This window comes from Mesorhizobium atlanticum, from assembly GCF_003289965.1.
Classification (GTDB): Bacteria; Pseudomonadota; Alphaproteobacteria; order Rhizobiales; family Rhizobiaceae; genus Mesorhizobium; species Mesorhizobium atlanticum.
The window spans coordinates 59,579-78,854 of sequence record NZ_QMBQ01000012.1 but is presented as its reverse complement, the minus strand read 5'-3'; the positions used below and the strand labels follow the sequence as shown (position 1 = coordinate 78,854).

The window sequence follows — 19,276 nt, the reverse complement described above, 5'->3', positions numbered from 1 at the left end:
TTGCGGCGAATAGCACAGCAGCGTTCGACCGGAGCGCAGCGATCGGGAAAAACCCGGAAGGAGAGGCGGTGCCGAGATCCGGTCTGGGAGAGAGATTGATGTTGAACCCACAGGTCCCCAACGCGAATGTCGCGCCCCGCAAGCCCTTCTATGCACGGCTTTACGTGCAGGTGATTGCCGCCATCGCCCTGGGAGTCGCGCTCGGCCATTTCTACCCCGAAGCCGGCGAAAACATGAAGCCGCTTGGCGACGCCTTCATCAAACTCGTCAAGATGATCATAGCACCGGTGATCTTTTTGACAGTCGCGACCGGCATCTCCGGCATGCACAACCTTCAAAAGGTCGGCCGGGTTGCCAGCAAGGCGATGGTCTATTTCCTCACCTTCTCGACGCTGGCACTGATCGTCGGCCTCATCGTGTCCAATGTCGTTCAACCGGGCGCCGGCCTCAACATTGATCCGGCCTCTCTCGATATCCAAGCCGTCAATCCCTATGCCGCAAAGGCCCACGAGCAATCCGTGACGGGCTTTCTGATGAACATCATTCCGACCACGATTTTGGCCGCCTTCGCTGATGGCGACATCCTTCAGGTCCTTTTCTTCTCGGTCCTGTTTGGCATTGCCCTTGCGATGGTCGGAGAACTGGGTAAGCCGATCAGTTCCTTCCTCCAGGCACTAACCGTGCCGGTCTTTGCGCTCGTTGGCATCCTGATGAAGGCGGCCCCGATCGGCGCGTTCGGCGCCATGGCCTTCACAATCGGCAAGTACGGCATCGGCTCCGTCGTCAATCTCGCAATGCTGGTCGGGACGTTCTACGTCACGGCCTTTCTCTTCGTGTTCATCGTTCTCGGCGCGGTCTGCCGTTACAATGGCTTCTCGATCGTTTCTCTCATCCGATACATCAAGGAAGAGCTGCTATTGGTGCTTGGAACGTCCTCCTCGGAGGCCGCGCTGCCCACTCTCATGGAGAAGATGGAGAAGGCTGGCGCCAAGCGTTCAGTCGTGGGCCTCGTCATTCCGACCGGATATTCCTTCAATCTGGACGGCACCAACATCTATATGACGCTTGCGGCCCTCTTTATCGCCCAGGCAACGAATACGGATCTCTCGATCGGCGATCAGATCCTATTGCTGCTCGTTGCGATGCTTTCCTCCAAGGGAGCGGCGGGGGTGACCGGCGCCGGCTTCGTCACATTGGCCGCTACGCTATCTGTGGTGCCGTCCGTTCCCGTGGCTGGTATGGCTTTGATCCTCGGTATTGACCGTTTCATGTCCGAGTGCCGGGCCCTGACGAACATCATCGGCAATGCCGTGGCAACGCTCGTGGTCGCCCGTTGGGAAGGCGAATTGGACCAGGCGCAGCTGAAAGCCGCGTTTGCAGGGCATCATCTTACCGAGACACTGGCCGGCCAGCCACCCGTCGCGCAGCCGCCGGGTGAGGTCGCCTCGCTGCGAATCGTCTCTTCGCCTGATCGGTCACCAGCACAGCACGGGCGAGCCGCAGACAATAAGCGAGGACTCGCGGATTGATAAAAACAAAGGCGCTAAAAGCAGCCCAATCGCGCTTGACCAAACAACGTACATTAATATGCGCCGGGTTTTCACCTGAAGCCCTGTTCACCGGCACAGTGTCGACCATGGAGATTCAAACGAGTCGACCCCGGGAAAACCAGCACGGGGACCGGGAGGTCCTGGCCGGCTATCGACGCGAGGGGTAGCAATACAGTGGCGCCTCATTAGCCGTGGCCGAAAAGCAATCTGGCACAGATCAACGCCGGTTCGCAACCAATCTCCAATACGTCTATGAACAAACGGCCAGCGGCTGCCGTGAGAGAAGTATAGCTCGAGAAATATATAGTATACTCGCGTGCCACTCAAAAAAATCGCAAGATGGGTTATTCGTACAAATACGTTTAGTGCAGCGAAATTGGCGGGCGGGGTGAATTCGAGCAAGTTGAGGGTCGATAATTGCGCCCTCAAGTCAACTGGAGAGGATATGTCGGGAACAAAACTAAAAAGCGTGCTTTCGTCGTTTTCGCAGGTGCCAAGGGAACTGGAGCCTTTGCCGTCCGATCGCCATTCGCTGGACGATAGCTGCGTCAGGCTAAATACGAACGAGAATCCATTTCCGATGCCGGAAGTCGTAATGCAAAGTGCAATTGCTGCCCTTGAGCAGCAGTATCTATATCCAGAGCACGACAACATCAGCTTGAGGGAAGCGGCGGCTGATGCCTATGGCCTCACCAAAGATCAGGTGATTGCCGGAAACGGATCCTCCGAACTCCTGGGACTCATCTACAGAGCCTTCCTAGCCCCTGGCGACAGCGTGGCGATGCTATCGCCAGGCTTTTCGTTCAATCGCAAACTCGCCATGTTGCAGGGAGCTCAATTTCTTGAAATCGAATGCGGTCAATCTGATGTTCTGCCGGTAGAAGAATTGCTCTCTGGTCCCGCAGAAGGCGCCAAATTCATTCTTCTAGCTAATCCGAACAATCCAAGTGGAACATTCGTTCCTGTGGCCGAGATCGAACGCCTAGCGGCCCAATCGGATCGCCTGATCGTTCTGGATGAGGCCTATGTCGACTTCGCCCCGGATAATGGCCTGCGCCTTATCCATCATTATCCCAATATTCTGCTCCTACGGACATTTTCAAAAAGCTACGCCGCCGCCGGTATTCGTATCGGTTTTGGATTGGGTCATCCCGAAATCATTGGAAGGCTGCGCAACATCCAAAATGTTTTCAACATGAACGTGATCGGCCATGCGGTTGGCGTCAGCATCCTTGCGCATCGCGACGCCTATGAAGAGAACCATAGACACATCAAGCGGGAGCGGGAGCGTGTGTCCTTCGCGCTCTCCCAACTGGGATTTTGCGTAACGCCTTCGCATGCGAATTTCTTGCTAGCCCGCGTGCCGGCAGGACGAAACGGTAGATGGTGGCAGCAAGCTTTGGAACGGCGTAAGGTACTCGTCGCCGTCTTTTCCGAGCCATGCTTGAATGAACACATAAGAATAAGCATAGGCACAAGCGCGCAAATGGACATACTGCTGTCTGAGATCTTTAAAGTAGTAAATGATCCAGAGCAGTAGGTAGGATTCCAGCCACCTGTATAACCAATAATTACAGTTCCGCGGAAAGCGGTTGCTTGGCAAAAATCTGTCCGGCTCTGATCGCGTCGGTCTTCGTCCGAAGCAAGTACCTTCCGCGCCAAAATCCGGAGACAATAGAGTGAAAGACGTCTTTCCTTCGAAGCCAACATTCGGAATCTTCGATCACTTGGATGAGGACGGTCGCGACATCGGCCTACAATACGCCGATCGCCTGCAGCTGGCGGAGGCGTGCGATGACCTCGGCTTTTATGCATATCATCTCGCGGAGCACCACTGCACCCCGCATGGGAGAGGTGCGTCGCCAAATCTCTTCCTATCGAGCGTTGCGCAGCGCACCCAGCAGCTGCGTGTGGGTCCGCTGGTGATGCTCCTTACGCTTTACCATCCGCTTCGGGCTTTCGAAGAGATCTGTATGCTCGACCAGTTGAGTGGTGGGAGAGTGGAGCTCGGTATGGGGCGAGGCTCTCTCCCAGCCGAATTGAGTTATTTTGGGATTGGCGCGGACGCGGTGCCAGGCCGTTATTCGGAAGCCAGCGAAATCGTAATCGCCGCCATGAAAGGCGGGAAGTTATCCTATCGAGGCCGCCACTTTGAGCTGAATAGCGTTCCTTTGACGCTTAGACCCCATCAGCGCCCATATCCGCCGATATGGGTCGCCACCAATCGACCCGAATCGGCAAGTTGGGCCGCCGCGAACGGCGCAAACCTCGCGTGCGTAGGACATAGCTCCTCCGTCCGCAAAGTCACCGACGCCTTCCGCGCCAAGCGGAAGGAAAGCACTGACAAAGCTAATCCATCGTCGTTACTGGGATTGCTGCGCATGATCGTGATTGGGCGTTCTGACACGCATGCTTATTCGATCGCGGTACCTGCTTATGAAACATGGCTCAAGAGCTTCAAGTTTCTTTACGACCTCAATGGCATCCCGACTCCACCAAACCTGCCGCTGACCTTCGAAGCGGCGGTAGATAGTGAACTGTGTGTAGCGGGAACGGCAGCTTTTGTGCGGGACGCTCTTCTTGGTCAGTTGGAGATGGCTGGGGCCAACTATCTTCTTTGCCAGCTCGCCTTTGGGGATTTGCCACTGGAAGCGTCTCTTTACACGGCAATGACGATTCATTCTGAAATCATGACCCGATTTGGCTGAGGATGAATCCGTGGCGTAGGGCGGCTCGAAGGAGTCGCCCACGGCGTCTACCAGCGACCACCCCGCTGGCAGACCATAGCCTGGCAGCGCGTGGCCGCATGGCGACCCCATCATCGCTACGCCTGCCTATTTAGCTCGGACGCCGTTTACAGACGACGATGAGAACTGGTTTCTGGTGCGCGATACTTCACGGGACCACATTGTCCCAGGTTCCCCAGCCAGCCCTCGCTCAACTGTCGCTGTTCACACCACTGCCCGTCTTGCAGGCAGCAATCCATTGCATCGCTGAGGTTGGATCTTCCAATATGGCGGCCCGCTTCGCAAAGCCGTAAAAGGCAGCGCGGGCCGCACTTAAGGGCTTGTGACCATCATAGGCATCACAACACGCTTTAAGGGCAGTCTCGTGGATCAGGTCCCTGCGATCATCGGGCCAGTCATCGAGAAAATCGATGGCGTCCTCGAGGTTCGCAATCTCTTGCACGACATAAGCGGCACGCTTCACGAAAATAGGGCTGCCAAAGGCCTGCGCCTTCATTTCGTTTCCTCCCGACATGCTGAACAGCCGACTTGTGAGGCGGGCCTCATCGATACGTGCCGACCATTGCAGAATGTGTTGTCAGCCCGATGACGTTTCAAGAGGAAAAACCATCATCCTCGGGAGGAACCATATCGGTCACCAGTTTGCTGCCGCAAATGGCCACGTCGGTGACAATGTTCAACGTTCTAGTCGCCGCCTATGAAGGGTAATGCCCAACCGGTCGGTCGCCGCAGAGCAGCAAGGACGGAACGGCTTAGCCTGGCAGCGTGCCGATATACGAAGCCTCGAGCTCAGGCTGGACTAATTCAGCCCAAGCCTTTTCTTCAGTTCCGCGTTTTCCTTGCGCAGACGATCCGCAAGCAGGCTCCTCAGCCGCTTGTTTTCTTCCTCGAGCGCAACGAGATCCTTCAGCTCGTCGCTGTCCGCTGCAGGCGCCGTCGCTTTCTTCCAAAGATAATAAGTCTGTTCCGAGATGCCGGCCTGCTTCACCGCGCTCTTGAGAGTGGCGCCGCCGCCGATCAACGTCTCGATTTGAGCGAGCTTCTGGCCGCGCTCCTTTGCAGAGTAGACCTTGCGGCCTGTCCGTGCCGATGGCGCTGCTTCAGTGGTCGCGGATATCTGTCTTGCGCCGTTCTTCCGGTTAGGCGCGCTCGGCTCGGCCTTTGGCTTCCTCGATCGCGGCGTTCTCACCTTCGGTTTCGGTGTCTCAGCTTCGGCTGCGGGTTCCCTATGAATTGCTGCTGTTTCGGTTTCCAGGCGATTTGCCACGAAATTCTCCATTTGCGGTTTATGCAAAGGTTCAGCATCAAGGACCACGACAGTAGAGTCAACAAGCTGACGAGTTGGCAATTGGATCTTCTGGAGTTCCTCTGTTGTTTCGGCCATCGCCGCGGCGATGTCGAAATCGCCCCAGATGGAACGGGCAGTTTTTTGATAACGGCGCTTCTGTTTGACTTCCACGGTGAATGGTCGCGTTTGCCGCCTCATAGTTCCTTCCCGATAAGAACGAATAGAAGAATGAAGTCGCCGCTCGGAGCTCGTGGCGCTTGCTGATTCGCGCGGAGCTTTATCGTAAAACTCCCTCGATGAGCAAGTGACACCGATCATGCCAGTGCTCGCAAGTAGGCTGAGCGCAGGCCACCGCGCGAGGAAAATGGCTGCAACGTGAGCGAAACTGCAAACCCTAACTTGGCTCAAGATAAGGCGGCGTCGACCGGAAGCCCCGTTTGCAAAACGATAGGTCTTGGGCCAGCTATGCGCCAAGCGCGTAGCGTTTGCGACTTCGTCCATGAGGCTAATGCCACGTCAGATTTCGGCGATCTACGCCAGGAACAACCTACCCTCGTCGGGCTTGTCAGTCAGTGCATGACGCGTGCTCTGGGAGACGCCGCGAGGCATGACCAAAAAGTCACGGGTCCGATCGCCAAGCCTTTTTCGGGAAAACCAAATGCCCGTCATGGGTGGTGCCCATCGCGGGGCATCGCGCAGGCGCTGGATCTGCTTGTGCAAAGCCGGCGACGCGTCGACTATCACCGCTCGGCAAAGCGCTTGCACGAATGCGCAGTCTCCCCGGAGCTTCGCGCCTCAGATCTGTAGCCGGCCGCTTCGGAGGTGTTGAGTTGCTCATCGGGCGTGTCGTCGAACGACGCGTGGTTGAGCCTGTAAAGTCTGGAATAGAGACCACCCATTTCGATCAACTGTTCGTGCTTGCCGGATTCGGCGACTTTGCCATTCTGGAGAACGACAATACGGTCGGCGCCTCGAACCGTGGCAAGCCGATGGGCGATGACGAGGCCAGTGCGGCCTTCAAGGAGCCTGACCAGCGCCTTCTGGATCAGCATTTCCGTATAGCTATCGATATTGGCGGTTGCCTCGTCGAGTACCAGGATCTTGGTGTTTGCGACAAGCGCACGCGCAAAGCTGATAAGCTGGCGCTGGCCGAGCGAGAGATTGCTGCCGCCTTCACATAGAGCGGCATCGTATCCACCAGGAAGGCGCACGATGAAGCTGTGCGCGCCGACCGCCATGGCGGCCTCGATAACCTCTTCCCGCGTGGCTTCAGCCTTGTGGTAGCGGATGTTCTCGAAAACCGTGCCGGTAAAAAGGAACGGCTCTTGGAGCACCATGGCGATCTGACGGCCAAGCGATTTTTGGGTGAGATCACGCACATCATAGCCGCCGACCAGCACCTGGCCCTTCTGGACATCATAGAAGCGGTGGACGAGTGCCATTGCACTGGATTTACCTGAACCGGTCGGCCCGACCAGGGCGACGGTTTCGCCGGGATTGACCCGGAACGACACGTTCTTCAATACCGGATGTTGGGGATCATAGCCGAAAGTAACGTTCCTGAACTCGATCGAGCCGTCCATCTCGGGCGTAAGCACCGTGGCATTCGCTTTGTCCTGGACCTCAAGCTTGACGTCAAGCACGTCGGTCAGTCGCTTTCCCGACGCCATCGCCCTTTGCATGATCGAATATTGCAAGGTGAGGGAGCGGATCGGATCGAAGAAGCGCTGGATGTAGAAGAGGAACGCGACCATCACTCCCACATCGATGCGGTCGCTCATGACCATTGAGCCGCCGACCACAATGACGACAGCCATGGCAACGCCCGTCAGGCTATCGACGATCGGGACCATCATCTGGGCGTATTTGGCGGCGGTCAGATGTGTCTTGAGATTGGCGCGGGCTTTGTCGTCATAAAGCATTAAGTTGACCTGCTGCCGATCCATTGACTGCACTGCCCTTACGCCATGAATGGCTTCGGCCAGCGCGCCGTTGGAAAGCGAATTGGTCTCATTGGCAGCCATGAAGGCGCCGCGGGCGCGCGGCAGCCAGAAGAGGCGCACGATGAGGAGAACAGGCAGCACTGAGAACGTAAGGAGCCCCAAGCGAACATCGAGCCACAGCATGACGAAGACGATGCCAAAGAGAAGGGTTATGTCGCCCAGACAAAACACCGAGGTTTCGAGGAGTTCCTGCATGGAATTGACGTCGCCTTGCAGACGCGACATCAATCGTCCCACCTCTGTCTTGTCCATAAAGGAAAGCGCCACGTCCTGCAGATGGCCGAACGTGGCGCGGCGAATATCGAACAGAACTTTCTCCGCCATTTTGTAAATCACGATCTCTTGCGTATAGCTGGCGCCAAAATTGACCGATATGGCGAACAGGAAGGCGCAGGCGGCTGCGAGCAGGGCCGAACGATCGCCACTTCCCGGCTGCATGCCGTGGTCGATAGCAAAGCGGATGATCAGGGGGACGAGAAGCTGCGTGCCGGTGAGGATCAACATCGCGGCAACCGAGACTATCAAGTTGGTGCGGTAGGGCCGCACGAACGCCCAAATGCGTCGGACAATATTCTTGTCAAACGCCTGCCCGAATATCGCCTCTTCGATGCGATGCGAACCGACGACCGCATGGGGCGGACGCCGGTCGTCGTGGGCATCGTCGCGCTCCGTCTCGACTTCGCCACCCTGGAGCATCAGCCCACCCCCTCTTGGTTAGGCAGCATGTCATCAAATGCGCGCACTTGGAGATCGTAGAGGGCCTTGTAGCGTCCGCCCTTCGCCAGAAGGTCTTCATGAGTGCCATGCTCGACAATCTCGCCGTTCTCGATAAACAGGATTGCGTTGGCGTGCATGAGCGAACTCAGCCGGTGGCCGATGATGATGGTCACGCGGTCCTTGGCAAAGAGTTGCATCGCCGAGCGAATGCGCCGTTCTGTGGCGGCATCGATCGCGGCAGTCGAGTCGTCGAATATGATAACCGACGGGCGCAGCATCATCGTGCGAGCGATCGCCAGGCGCTGACGCTGGCCGCCCGACAGGGATAGGCCGCGCTCACGCACCACCGTTTTGTAACCGGCCGGCAGCCGGAGAATGTAGTCGTGAAGCTGAGCCGACTCGCTCGCGCGCTCGATGCGCTGTGCGTTGGCCCAGGGATCGCCATAGGCGATGTTGTTTTCGATCGTCGTGGTGAAAACGAATGCATCCTGCTGCACGACCGCGACGGCTCTGCGAAGCGTGGCCAGGGTGACCTCGCGGATATCCTGGCCGTCAAGCGTAATGACGCCGCTGGCGACGTCGTAAAAACGAGGGATCAGATGAGCTATCGTCGACTTGCCCGAGCCGGGTGGGCCGACAATTGCGATCGTTTCGCTCTTGCGGACCTCAAAACTGATATTCTTCAGAATTGGGCGGTTCTCGGCGGCCGGATAGGCGAATGAAACATCGTCGAAGCGCAAGGTGCCGTCGCTGATTTCGAGCGGTTTGGCGTCTGCTGCGTCCTTGATCGCAATATCCAGGTCGAGTAACCCGAACAGGCGCGAACCGCATGTCGAGGCTCGGGCAAAGCCATCGACTATCAAGCCTATTTGGCGAACCGGCATCTGGAGGATGGTCATAAAGGTGAGGAACGTGGCAAGTTTCCCGACGCTGATTTCGCCTGCGATGACTTTGTTGCCGCCGATCGACAGAACTAGGCCCATGGCGAAAAGGAACGAGAAATTCATCGCGGAAATATTGCGCACGTAAATCTCGGCTCGTTCGTGCATGAGGCCAAGCGCACTCTTCGATGCGCGGTCAAACTTCAGCATCTCGTAGGCCTGCGCTGCAAACGCGCGGACAACCCGGATGCCGGTGAGATTTTCTTCCATTACACGGCTAAGGACGCAAAGCCGCTCCTGCAGGTCAAGCCAGGTGGCGCGCAGCTTGAGCTGCGTGATTGATGAGCGCAGCGCGACAAAGGGCACGAAGCTCAGTGCGAGGAGACCAAGGACCAGATTCATGGAAATCAGCATGTGGGCACCGACCCCGACAAGCATGACGAGCAGCACCGTGCGAACCAGAGCTGCAGAGAAGTACATACGCACGCCTTCTAGATCGAGCATGCCAATGGTGATCAGGTCGGCTGAATGCGCCTGGTCATGAAAAGAAAAGCTGAGGCTCTGGATTTTCTCATAGAACGCGACCCGCAGTTCATATGCGACGTGATGGCCGACCGCTTCGGCAAGATAGTTCTGAGCCAGTGTGAAGAGGCCGCGCAGCACACTGACGGCAAGCAGAACGAGGGCCGAGTTCCGCAGCCCCTCTTGCGTTGCCGCTGCGCTGACACCTGCGCCCATGGCCAACTGGGTCTGGTCGATGGCCTTGCCGAGCAGCGCCGGGATAAGCAGTTGGAGCGATGCCGCAACCAGTGTCGATCCGATAGCCATGGTGACCAGCCACGGCTGCCGCAAATTCATCCGGGTAATGCGCGCTATCGTGCTGAACCCTCGCGGCGAACCGGCCACTTCTCCATTCGCGAACGAATTGCCAGGTTTCGTCATGCCGCGAATGACCTGGCTGTTCGAGGGCACAGGCCAGTGATCGTGCGCCGTTGGGGGGGCCAAGAGCCGCATGACGCCCTCGCCAAATCCACCTGACATGCAAAACTGGCAACCATCTTCTAAACGCCTGTCCCAACCAGTTGAGCTGCGGCGTCGGCTGCCGGCATGTCTATGACCGCGATTGCGCTTGCTGCAAGGAAGCGGCGTTCGTTCTTGGTAAGCTTTGCCGAATCCATAACCGCGAAGTGCGGGCCGCTTGAGCGCTTGATGACTTGGCGGGCGTAGGTTCGCAGCATCTGATCGTCGAACCGGCAGCCGAAGAAGAAGAAACCACGCTTGGTGCGCCGTTCCTTCACGGCTGGAGGGATCGGCGTCTGGATATCGATTTCGGTCAGGGCTTCGACGTAATCCGAATCCGCGATGAGGAAGTTTGCCGCCGGCTTGATGCTGCCGTGGGGCGTATAAAGGACCGTTGTCGCCGTCGAGCCTGGCTGGAGTTCCGCTCCAGACAAGTCGTAGGTTTTCGTCCATATGTCGCCCATTGTGTCCACCCGCGCGACGCCTTGAACCTCGACGACGTCCGTTCGGCCGGTCTCTGCAAGGGCCGCGCGCATGGCGCCATCGTACCAGCTATCGACAATCAAGGAGAGCGGAAGCGTCGCGAGCCAGGCATGGAAGACGGTCGGCGCAGCCGGTCCTGCGAATATCTCGGCCATCCAGGCTTGGAGCGTCCGTCGATGCCGGCGTTGCTCGATGTATTGAGCAACCGACCACATATTCTTACGGATCTTGGAAGGAGCTGGCGCCCGCGCGTTGAATGCCGCAGCAACGGCGTGCGGCGTGTGCGGTACCGGCGGTTGCCCAGGCTTGAGCCGAAGCAGGTCTGGACCGAGATACGGGACTATTTCATCGGCGCATAATGCCTTCTTCAGCAGTCTAAGCTGCTTTGCGGCATGACTGTCGCGATTGATCATGAGATGGCCAGAGGCCGGGATCGTGTACATGCTCGTTTCCCATCGAGGCTCTCGGGCGACCGACCCGCGGCATCACTCCTCGTCGGAGATCTTCCTTGCCTCGACGGTGATCGGCAAAGATGTATCTCGCGGAAGGTCGGGCAGGGCGAGCCGCCAGCCATTCCTGAGCGTTATGGATCCGCCCCATAGCGCTTCATTCTCGATACTGATGATCGGCTCTTCGAGATCCTTTTTGGCCACATATGCGGACAGGCCGGCCTCGGTCCTGCGGATCATTACCTTCATTGGGCTGTCCCCTTGTTAGTGACCACCAGCGGCTTCGGCACTGCAAGGATCGCCGGATCTGTCGAGGCTGGTCAGTTCATGGGCGCGCATGCCAACGACGGTCCCGCGATCGAGCCATTCGACCGCATAGATGTAGAACTGCTGGAGAAAGGTGCCGATGTCGCGGACATACCCTTCATCGCCCTTCCGCACGAGATTTGCGCCTATCTCGCTACCGGGATGGGTGCCGTCATTTTTTACGCAGCGTGTGGCGCGGACCCGCTCGCCCGGCATAAATCGTGGGGGCTTGCGGATCTCGACCTCCCGTTCGCGTCCAAGGCCCATTTCCTTCCTTTCTCGCGGCTGCAGTTCGTCGACAAGGCAGGTCATGGCGTCCTTCGCAAGCGGCCCCACCGTGCCGTTAACCTAAACAGGCTAGGCGGGAACGCAGGTCTTCGGCACCGGGCATACCGATGCGCACTGCTGGGTCTCGAAGGCCCCCTCGCATTCGGTGCAGTGCGCCGGATCGATCACGTAGTTCTCACCCTTGAACTTGATCGCACTCGAGGGACATTCGAACTCGCAAGCACCGCATTGCGTGCATTGGGAGACGACGATCTTGAAGGCCATTCCTCAACTCCTGATTAGGTTACGACGAGACGATTAGGCTTTCGCCGCCACTGGTTCGCTCCCAAACTCGGCAGCGTAAAGCGCGCTGATAGCGGCCTCAATGTAGTCGTAGCCATAAACATCCATCGCCCGGATTCCGGCTCCGGCGAGCTGATCCTTGGGGCAGTCTCCGATTTTGGCGCACAGAACGATGTCGACGCCTTTGAGCGCAGCGATGACCTCGTCGAGGGCGGCGTCCGCGGCTCGGCCGCCGAGGCAGTATTGCTCGACCTTGCGGTGCCCAATGAAGCTGATACCCGTCTGAGAGGCTTCATAAACCTGGAATTCCTTCGAATGGCCGAAATGTTCGTTGATCCGGCCGCCGCCCTTGGTCGCCACCGCGACGAGGAGCGATTTTGTGGAACCCGCTGCCTTGACTGTCGCGACCGCTTGGCTCTTGGCCCTCACGTGATCGCCGCGCTCGCGCGCAACCACTTCCCGATAGGCCTTGCGTCTGCTGGCGTCATAGGAGACATCGTGCGAAATCTGGTCTTTCATGAACTCCTGGCCACGATCCTCGCCAAGCAGGCCGACAGCGTCGGCCCGGCACTGTCGGCAATGTCGCATGAGCTTGGCGCCACCTGCTAGACGATCCTGAAGCGTCTTCAGTTCCAAGGCCGTCGGGCCGCGCTGGCCGCTCAGGCCGAAATGCGTGCCATGCGCCGGGTCGGAAATCAGCGGCACGACATTGTGCAGGAACGCTCCGCGTTCCTTGACCCATTTATTGACCTCGATGAGATGCTCGTCGTTGACGCCGGGGATCATCACCGAATTGATCTTGGTCAGGATGCCGCGCGCGGTCAGCATCTCCAGGCCCAACATCTGGCGCTTGTGCAATATCCTGGCAGCGTCGATGCCGGTGTGGCGGCGATGTTTGTAGAAAATCCAGGGATAGATCTTTGCGCCGACTTCAGGGTCCACCATGTTTATGGTGATTGTCACATGGTCGACATTCATGTCAGCAAGCTCGGCAACACGATCTGGTAGCGCGAGCCCGTTGGTGGAAATGCACAGCTTGATGTCGCGGATTTCCTTGGCGACGCGTTCCAAAGTCGCCTTTGTCTTGTCCCAGTCGTAGCAGGCGTCACCCGGCCCGGCGATGCCGAGGACGGAAAGCTGGGGCACTTCGTTGGCGACGGCGATCGCCTTGCGTAGTGCCTGGTCTGGGGTCAGCTTTTCCGAGACGACTCCGGGCCGGCTTTCATTGGCGCAGTCATATTTGCGATTGCAGTAGTTGCACTGTACGTTGCAGGCCGGCGCGACCGCCACATGCATGCGCGCGAAATAATGGTGTGCCTCTTCGGAATAGCATGGATGGTCATTGATCTTTTGCCAGACGGCGGAGTCCATCTCATCCGGCTTTGCAGACGAGCCGCAGGATGAAGATGCGCAGCCGGCTGTTTTCGCGGTCGCCAGTAACTGGTCGAAGGAGTTGTTACTGACCAAGCTCTCAAGCGAAATCGCCGGTGCGGACATTGAACGTGGCTCCGTTCGTAACGTGGACGTCGCAGTTCAGTTCGCAAAAACTGTGCCGGCTTGAAAAAGCCAGCCTCAGTTCAACAAGTCGGATTTCATGTGCGGTTTCGTCTGTTCGCTACGCCACAATCTTTGTCGGGCTTGCGACTTGAACCGACAATCGCCGTCCGAAAGGCATCACAAAGCGAGGAGGCCTCGTCGTGTGATGTTGCAGCCGTTCAGAACTTCTTCACTTCGATGCCATGCCGACGCAAGGCATAGCCAACCTGGCGGGGCGTGAGGCCGAGGATGCGAGCAGCTTTTGCCTGAACCCAGCCGGCCTTCTGCATCGCCTCGATCAGCCGGGCGCGATCGATCACACGCATGCCTGCAGCCCAAGCGGGATCGTTCGGGTCACGGGGATTCTCGGGCACCAAGTCGCCCTCGCTGGGGCCGCCGTGTCCCTCACCCAGTGGCGATTCAACCGGCGTCCTGCTGCGGCCACACAAGGCGCTGCCAGTGCAGCAATTTGAACCGTCGCGTCCTTTCCAGAGCAGGGAAGAGAAGCACTGGCCTTTCTGGCAGGCGAAATCCGAGGGCGCAATCATGTTTGAGCGCGCTAGCGTGGCAGTCCTTCGCACGCAGTTTTCCAGCTCGCGGACGTTACCTGGGAAGCGGCATTGCGAAATCAGCTCAAGCGCTGACTGCGCGAAGGCGAGCTCGCGGTGGTTCTCGCGGTTGAACCGATCGAGGAAGGCCTTCGCAAGACGCGCAATATCGCCGGGCCGCTCTCTAAGCGGTGGCAGCATTATAGGCACCACATTGATGCGGTAGTAAAGGTCGGCCCTGAATTCTCCATTCACGACAGCCGTCTCGAGATCCTTGTTGGTGGCGCATATGAGCCGGACGTCGACCGTTAGCGTTCTGGTTCCGCCGACGCGCTCCAACTCGCCTTCTTGCAAGACGCGCAACAGCTTGGCCTGGAAGGCGGGCGAAATCTCGCCGATTTCGTCGAGCAGCAGCGTTCCGCCATTTGCTAGTTCGAAACGGCCGGCGCGCTGCGAGACAGCCCCGGTGAAGGCGCCCTTTTCATGCCCAAACAACTCCGATTCCAGAACGCTTTCAGGCAGTGCGGCGCAGTTTAGCTTGACAAACGCCTTCTTGCTGCGGGGTGAAAGCTTATGGATTGCCTGCGCAAAGAATTCCTTGCCGGTGCCGCTTTCACCCCGCAAAAGCACTGTGGAGTTGGTCTTTGCTACGATCGCGACGGTTTCCAGCACCTGCTTGAGTGCGGCACTTTCCCCGATGATCCCGTCGATCCTGGCAGGCGAATGCCGGGTAGGGCGGCTCTCCTTCTCTCCCAGCGATTTCTCCGCTCTCGCTTCCTCTTCAAGCTGCTGACGATCTGTACCCAGCATGCGATGGAGGCGGATGGTTCGGCCGACAAGCTTGGCGACCATCGTCAGGAAGCGTACGTCTTCGTCGCAACGTATATTGGCGGCGCCGTCCCGGTCGATCGACAGTGTGCCGAGGATCTTGTCCTCCGCCTCTATTGGAACGCCGATGAAGGTTACCGGCACGGCGGTGCCGCTCCAAGCCGTCTGGAGGTCGGGCCGGAACATTGCGGACTTGCTGACGTCGTGTACGACGAGCGGCTGTTTCGTAACGAAGATTTGATCTGCCACGGCCTGCGGTATGACGCGGCGCCAATCTAATTCAGGTGCCTCATCACCGGCAGTTAGGGCAATCTCCAGCTTTCCGTCCGCGTCTTGGACAACCATTGCGCCGTGACGCATTTGCACAAACGAGGAGAGAATGTTCATGACGTTGCCAAGCGTGATCTCCAGCCGCGTGGGAGCGGTCAGGATCTGGGAAACCTCGTAGATTCCCCTTGGCGGGATGCTTGCCCCGTGCATGGATTTGATAGGTGGCAGGGCGTTGCGAAACCCTCCCCCGTCGCCCCGATCGCGCATTATTTGACCCATGGAAACACCTCAGGGGTTGCAAGGTGCTCCTGCCAAAGCGCCTTTCTTCCGACTCAGAACCCACTTTAACGAGCCCCTGTTCAATTGCAAATTGTCGGGTATGACCGCAGCAATTCCAGGTATAAGCAAGTTCTAAAAAGGCGCGGGCGTGCGCGGGTCATCCGAACTTGAAAAGGACACCGAAGCCGCCGCGCGGATAATTCCACTCGATCTCACCACTGGCCTCGCACAGCAGCCGACAGGTGCCGCACTCCATGCAGCCGTCCGCGGTGATCTCCACTTGGCCATTATCGTTCAATTCATAGCACTGGGCCGGGCAGACGCGGGTCAAGGCGAGCAGGTTAGTGCTTGGCTTGCTGTGCGCTCGTACCTTTATATGCGGACGCCCGGAGTCGACCAGATAGCGGTTCTGGTAGAGTTTCTCCTCGATGCGTGACACTGCAATTGTCATCTCGTCCTCCTAGCGCCAAGCCAATGCCAAGCGAACCAGGTCGCTCACAAGTCCCAGACGCGAACGTGCCTTGACGAAGGCAGCAGTGGTCGCCTTTTCCTTGTCGAGTTTCGGGGTGCCGTCGACCCGGACAAAACTCTGAGCCGCGTGAGACATCAACCGCGGGTAGGTTGTGAAGAAATTTTGGGAACTGGTATGGAGCAGGGCCGGCATATCCTTGTATTTTTTCAGGTCTTTCATCACGAAGGATTTCTCCAGCATAGTCTTATAGAGGACAAGGTTCTGTTTGGTCATCGGGCGCTTGCGGCTCTTGACCTGCATGATTGCTTCAGCGGCGATGCGACCGGAGGTCATCGCGAGGTTCGAACCTTCGCGATGGACGGCGTTATTCAACTGCGCCGCATCGCCGACCACCACCCAACCGTCGCCAAACAGCTGCGGAATTGCCTTGTAGCCGCCCTCGGGAATGAGGTGCGCGGCATATTCCTTCACCTCCGAGCCGGCGATCAGCGGGCGGACCGAAGGGTGGTTTTTCAACGCGTCGAGCACGACATGTGGGCTCTCCATCATCGCAGCAAAATCCGAAACGAGGCAGCCGATGCCGAGTGAGATCGATTCCTTGTTGGTATAAAGAAAGCCGAGCCCGGCCATGTTGCGGGAGATCGTACCCACTGCCTCGATCACGCAGCCTTCACCTGCCTTGAGGCCGAACCGCTGCTCTATGACCTCTTCAGGCAGGAAATGCATTTCCTTGACGGCGAGCGCCACGGATTTGGGCTTCGGCATCTCGCGAAGCCCGGCGCGCGTGCCAAGCAGTCCGCAGACACCTTCTGCGAGAATGACAACGTCCGCGAAAATCTCCCCGCCGGCCCGATCGGTGCGAACACCCACTACCTTGCCCTTGGCATCGCGCACCAGTTCCGTCACCGTCGTCTCGCACAGGACCGTCGCTCCGGCCTCGCGCACCTTGCGCGAGAACCATTTGTCGAACTGGGCGCGGATGATCGTATAGCGATTGGGCTTGGCCTCGTTGAAGTCCTCCGACCGATAGTGGAGCCCGGTATGGGAGGTGTCGTCCATGACCCAAAGCCGCTGTTCAACCAAATGCCTCTCGAGAGGCGCATCGTCGCGGAAGTCCGGGATGATCTTCTCCAGCATGTTCGCGTACAGGATTGCACCCTGAACATTCTTGGAGCCCGGATATTCGCCCCGCTCCAGCTGCAGGACCTTCATGCCCTGGCTTGCCATCGTATAAGCAGCGGCGTTTCCGGACATGCCGGCCCCAACAACAATGGCGTCGAACCTTTCCGTGATCATGTCCAGCTCCTAGCTTGCAAGCTTGTCGCGACTGTGAGGCGACAGCCGCCTGGTGAAGGCCTCCGTCAGTGCAGGCAGGAAGCGGACTGCGTCGGTGACGATCCCTAGGTGGGCGAAATCGAAGATCGGCGCATTCGGGTCGGTGTTGATCGCCACGATGAGATCGGCCCCTTCGACCCCCACCCGGTGCTGGATGGCGCCGGAAATGCCGGCCGCTATGTAAAGCTTCGGCCGGATGGTCTTGCCTGTCTGGCCGATCTGCCGATCAGCCGACAGCCAGCCCTTCTGTACCAACGGGCGCGAACAGCCATGCTCGGCGCCAATTGCTCGCGCGAGATCCTTTACAAGCTGCAGGTTCTCCGCCCCGCCAAGCCCGAGGCCTCCCGCAACGACGACGTCGGCATAGGCAAGATTGGCCTTCGCCGACTGGTTATCCGGCAGGAAGCCAAGAACCTTTGTGACGATGTCATCCTCGGCGATCGATAGCTGATGCCGGATGACACGCCCAACCGGCCTATCCGCCCGCTGCGGCATGGGCATCACCCTCGGTCGCACCGTCGCCATCTGCGGCCGATAATTGAGGGTATAGATCGTGCACAACAAGGAACCGCCGAAAGTCGGACGTGTCGCGGCGAGCGAACCGTCGGCATCGACATCGAGTTCGGTGCAGTCGGCAGTGAGCCCAGTGCGCAGGGTCGTCGCCACCGAGCCTGCAAGATCCCTGCCGAGAGTGGTCGCCCCGAGAAGCAGGATCTCGGGTTTGTGGCTATTGACCAGATCCGTCATCGCCTTGGTGAAAGGCTCGTTGCGGTAGTCGGCAAGCAGCGGCGCCTCAACGTTGTAGACAAGATCGGCGCCATAAGCGAAAGCCTCGGCTATCGCAGACTGGTTGGTCTCTCCCGGCGGTCCGAGCACAATCCCTGCGAGCTCGACGCCGAGCTTGTCGGCGAGCTTGCGGCCTTCACCGAGCAGTTCGAACGATACGGGATGGACCTGACCGCGTTCGAGCTCGATGAAAACCCAGACGTGGCGATAGTCCTTGAAATGATCCGGCAGCTCCTTTTTTGTGCCGGCACGGCCTGAGGCGGGACGAGGGGCTTCTCGATTCGCAGTCGACATCGTCTCTCCTTGCCCTTACTCGCCGCCGTTGAAGGCGAGTTCCTGTTCCAGCGCTGGCTGGCGCATTAAGATTGCGGCGATAAGTTCGTCTGCGAGATCGCGCAGATTCATCTCGGGGACGTCGATCAGCGCTGCTTTTTCCGCCCGCGCAGCAGGCGCGAAAACGCGCTTGACGACCGTTGGCGAGCCGCGCAGGCCGCATCTGGTGAGGTCGTCAATGCCGGCGTCGGCCGCACTCCATTTCAAAACCTGGCTGCGCGCGGCGTACAGAGCGTCCTGCAGCGAGCCCCGGCGGATCTCGTTTGTGCCTTCCAGCATGGTCACGAGACAAGGGAGCCTGCTCTTGAGCATCTGCATGCCACCTTCACAGCGGCGCTCGACCTTGATCTCGCGCGCTGAGAGGTCAACGGAAGGAATCTTCGCCACATAGGTCAGTTGCATCAGATCGAGGCGCTTGGCGATGCCGGGCCCGACCTGGGCGGTGTCGCCATCGATCGTCTGCTTGCCAGTGAAGACGATGTCTGGAGTGCCGAACGTCTGGCCAACCTTCGCGATTGCCTGCGAAAGGGCGAAGGAGGTCGCCAGCGTGTCGGATCCGGCAAAATAGCGGTCGGTCAACAGCACCGCCCGGTCGGCGCCGTACCCCAGCGCCTTGCGCAAGGCATCCTCTGCCATGGGCGGCCCCATAGTGAGCACGGTGACCTCGCCGCCGTAAGTGTCACGCAGCCTGAGCGCTTCTTCGAGAGCGAACAGGTCGTAGGGATTGATGATGGTGGGCACACCCTGCCGCATGATCGTGTTCGTGACAGGATGGACCCGTATCTGCGCCGAGTCCGGCACCTGCTTGAGGCAGACTACGATATGCATTGGCGGTCTCTTTGGGCTTTTGTCCGGATGCGGATATGATCCCGCTA

The 19,276-nt window shown here is 58.6% G+C and carries 17 protein-coding genes; 3 read left to right on the top strand and 14 right to left on the bottom strand.

Features of this window, described 5'->3' with window-relative positions:
* The first annotated feature begins 98 nt into the window (after positions 1-98).
* The 3 genes from DPM35_RS29870 (at position 99) to DPM35_RS29860 (ending at position 4,258) form a co-directional block, all read left to right on the top strand.
* Positions 99-1,529: a dicarboxylate/amino acid:cation symporter gene (locus tag DPM35_RS29870; protein ID WP_112131079.1), complete on the top strand. Its 1,431-nt coding sequence runs from the start codon at positions 99-101 to the stop codon at positions 1,527-1,529.
* 466 nt (positions 1,530-1,995) lie between these two features.
* Positions 1,996-3,090, top strand: a complete 1,095-nt coding sequence (gene hisC, locus DPM35_RS29865; protein WP_112131161.1) for a histidinol-phosphate transaminase — start codon at positions 1,996-1,998, stop codon at positions 3,088-3,090.
* A gap of 139 nt (positions 3,091-3,229) precedes the next feature.
* Positions 3,230-4,258: an LLM class flavin-dependent oxidoreductase gene (locus tag DPM35_RS29860; protein WP_112131078.1), complete on the top strand. Its 1,029-nt coding sequence runs from the start codon at positions 3,230-3,232 to the stop codon at positions 4,256-4,258.
* Positions 4,259-4,487: 229 nt separating this feature from the next.
* Here DPM35_RS29860 and DPM35_RS29855 read toward each other — a convergent pair whose 3' ends face one another.
* From DPM35_RS29855 to DPM35_RS29780, 14 genes are all read right to left on the bottom strand, one after another.
* Entirely contained in the window at positions 4,488-4,793 is a 306-nt protein-coding gene (locus DPM35_RS29855; protein WP_112131077.1) for a DUF982 domain-containing protein, read from the bottom strand.
* A 303-nt stretch (positions 4,794-5,096) separates the two neighbouring features.
* Entirely contained in the window at positions 5,097-5,783 is a 687-nt protein-coding gene (locus DPM35_RS32675; protein WP_181592222.1) for a transposase, read from the bottom strand.
* Between the two features lie 542 nt (positions 5,784-6,325).
* A complete protein-coding gene (locus tag DPM35_RS29835) occupies positions 6,326-8,284 on the bottom strand; it encodes an ABC transporter ATP-binding protein (protein WP_112131074.1) in 1,959 nt (652 codons plus the stop codon).
* Positions 8,284-10,200, bottom strand: coding sequence for an ABC transporter ATP-binding protein (locus DPM35_RS29830; protein WP_425373429.1), 1,917 nt, complete (start codon positions 10,198-10,200; stop codon positions 8,284-8,286). The genes DPM35_RS29835 and DPM35_RS29830 overlap by 1 nt, the downstream gene beginning before the upstream one ends.
* 47 nt (positions 10,201-10,247) lie before the next feature.
* Positions 10,248-11,132, bottom strand: coding sequence for an SIR2 family protein (locus DPM35_RS29825; protein WP_112131072.1), 885 nt, complete (start codon positions 11,130-11,132; stop codon positions 10,248-10,250).
* Between the two features lie 42 nt (positions 11,133-11,174).
* Entirely contained in the window at positions 11,175-11,387 is a 213-nt protein-coding gene (gene nifT, locus DPM35_RS29820; RefSeq protein WP_112131071.1) for a putative nitrogen fixation protein NifT, read from the bottom strand.
* A gap of 15 nt (positions 11,388-11,402) precedes the next feature.
* Positions 11,403-11,711 carry a nitrogen fixation protein NifZ gene (locus DPM35_RS29815; protein ID WP_112131159.1) on the bottom strand — a complete coding sequence of 103 codons (309 nt, stop codon included), beginning with the start codon at positions 11,709-11,711 and terminating at the stop codon, positions 11,403-11,405.
* Between the two features lie 90 nt (positions 11,712-11,801).
* Entirely contained in the window at positions 11,802-11,996 is a 195-nt protein-coding gene (locus tag DPM35_RS29810; protein WP_112131070.1) for a 4Fe-4S dicluster domain-containing protein, read from the bottom strand.
* A gap of 33 nt (positions 11,997-12,029) precedes the next feature.
* Positions 12,030-13,511 (bottom strand): nitrogenase cofactor biosynthesis protein NifB, encoded by a 1,482-nt coding sequence (gene nifB, locus DPM35_RS29805; RefSeq protein WP_112131069.1) that lies wholly within the window; start codon positions 13,509-13,511, stop codon positions 12,030-12,032.
* Positions 13,512-13,729: 218 nt separating this feature from the next.
* Positions 13,730-15,406: a nif-specific transcriptional activator NifA gene (nifA, locus tag DPM35_RS29800; protein WP_181592229.1), complete on the bottom strand. Its 1,677-nt coding sequence runs from the start codon at positions 15,404-15,406 to the stop codon at positions 13,730-13,732.
* A 226-nt stretch (positions 15,407-15,632) separates the two neighbouring features.
* The gene (locus DPM35_RS29795) at positions 15,633-15,926 is read right to left on the bottom strand and encodes a ferredoxin family protein (protein WP_112131068.1); all 294 of its coding nucleotides are present in this window, start codon (positions 15,924-15,926) and stop codon (positions 15,633-15,635) included.
* Positions 15,927-15,935: 9 nt separating this feature from the next.
* Complete coding sequence (locus tag DPM35_RS29790; RefSeq protein ID WP_112131067.1) at positions 15,936-17,243, bottom strand: FAD-dependent oxidoreductase; 1,308 nt, start codon at positions 17,241-17,243, stop codon at positions 15,936-15,938.
* A 9-nt stretch (positions 17,244-17,252) separates the two neighbouring features.
* The gene (locus DPM35_RS29785) at positions 17,253-18,362 is read right to left on the bottom strand and encodes an electron transfer flavoprotein subunit alpha/FixB family protein (protein ID WP_112131066.1); all 1,110 of its coding nucleotides are present in this window, start codon (positions 18,360-18,362) and stop codon (positions 17,253-17,255) included.
* Positions 18,363-18,377: 15 nt separating this feature from the next.
* On the bottom strand, positions 18,378-19,229 hold the full coding sequence (locus tag DPM35_RS29780; RefSeq protein WP_112131065.1) for an electron transfer flavoprotein subunit beta/FixA family protein: 852 nt from the start codon (positions 19,227-19,229) through the stop codon (positions 18,378-18,380).
* Positions 19,230-19,276 lie beyond the last annotated feature (47 nt).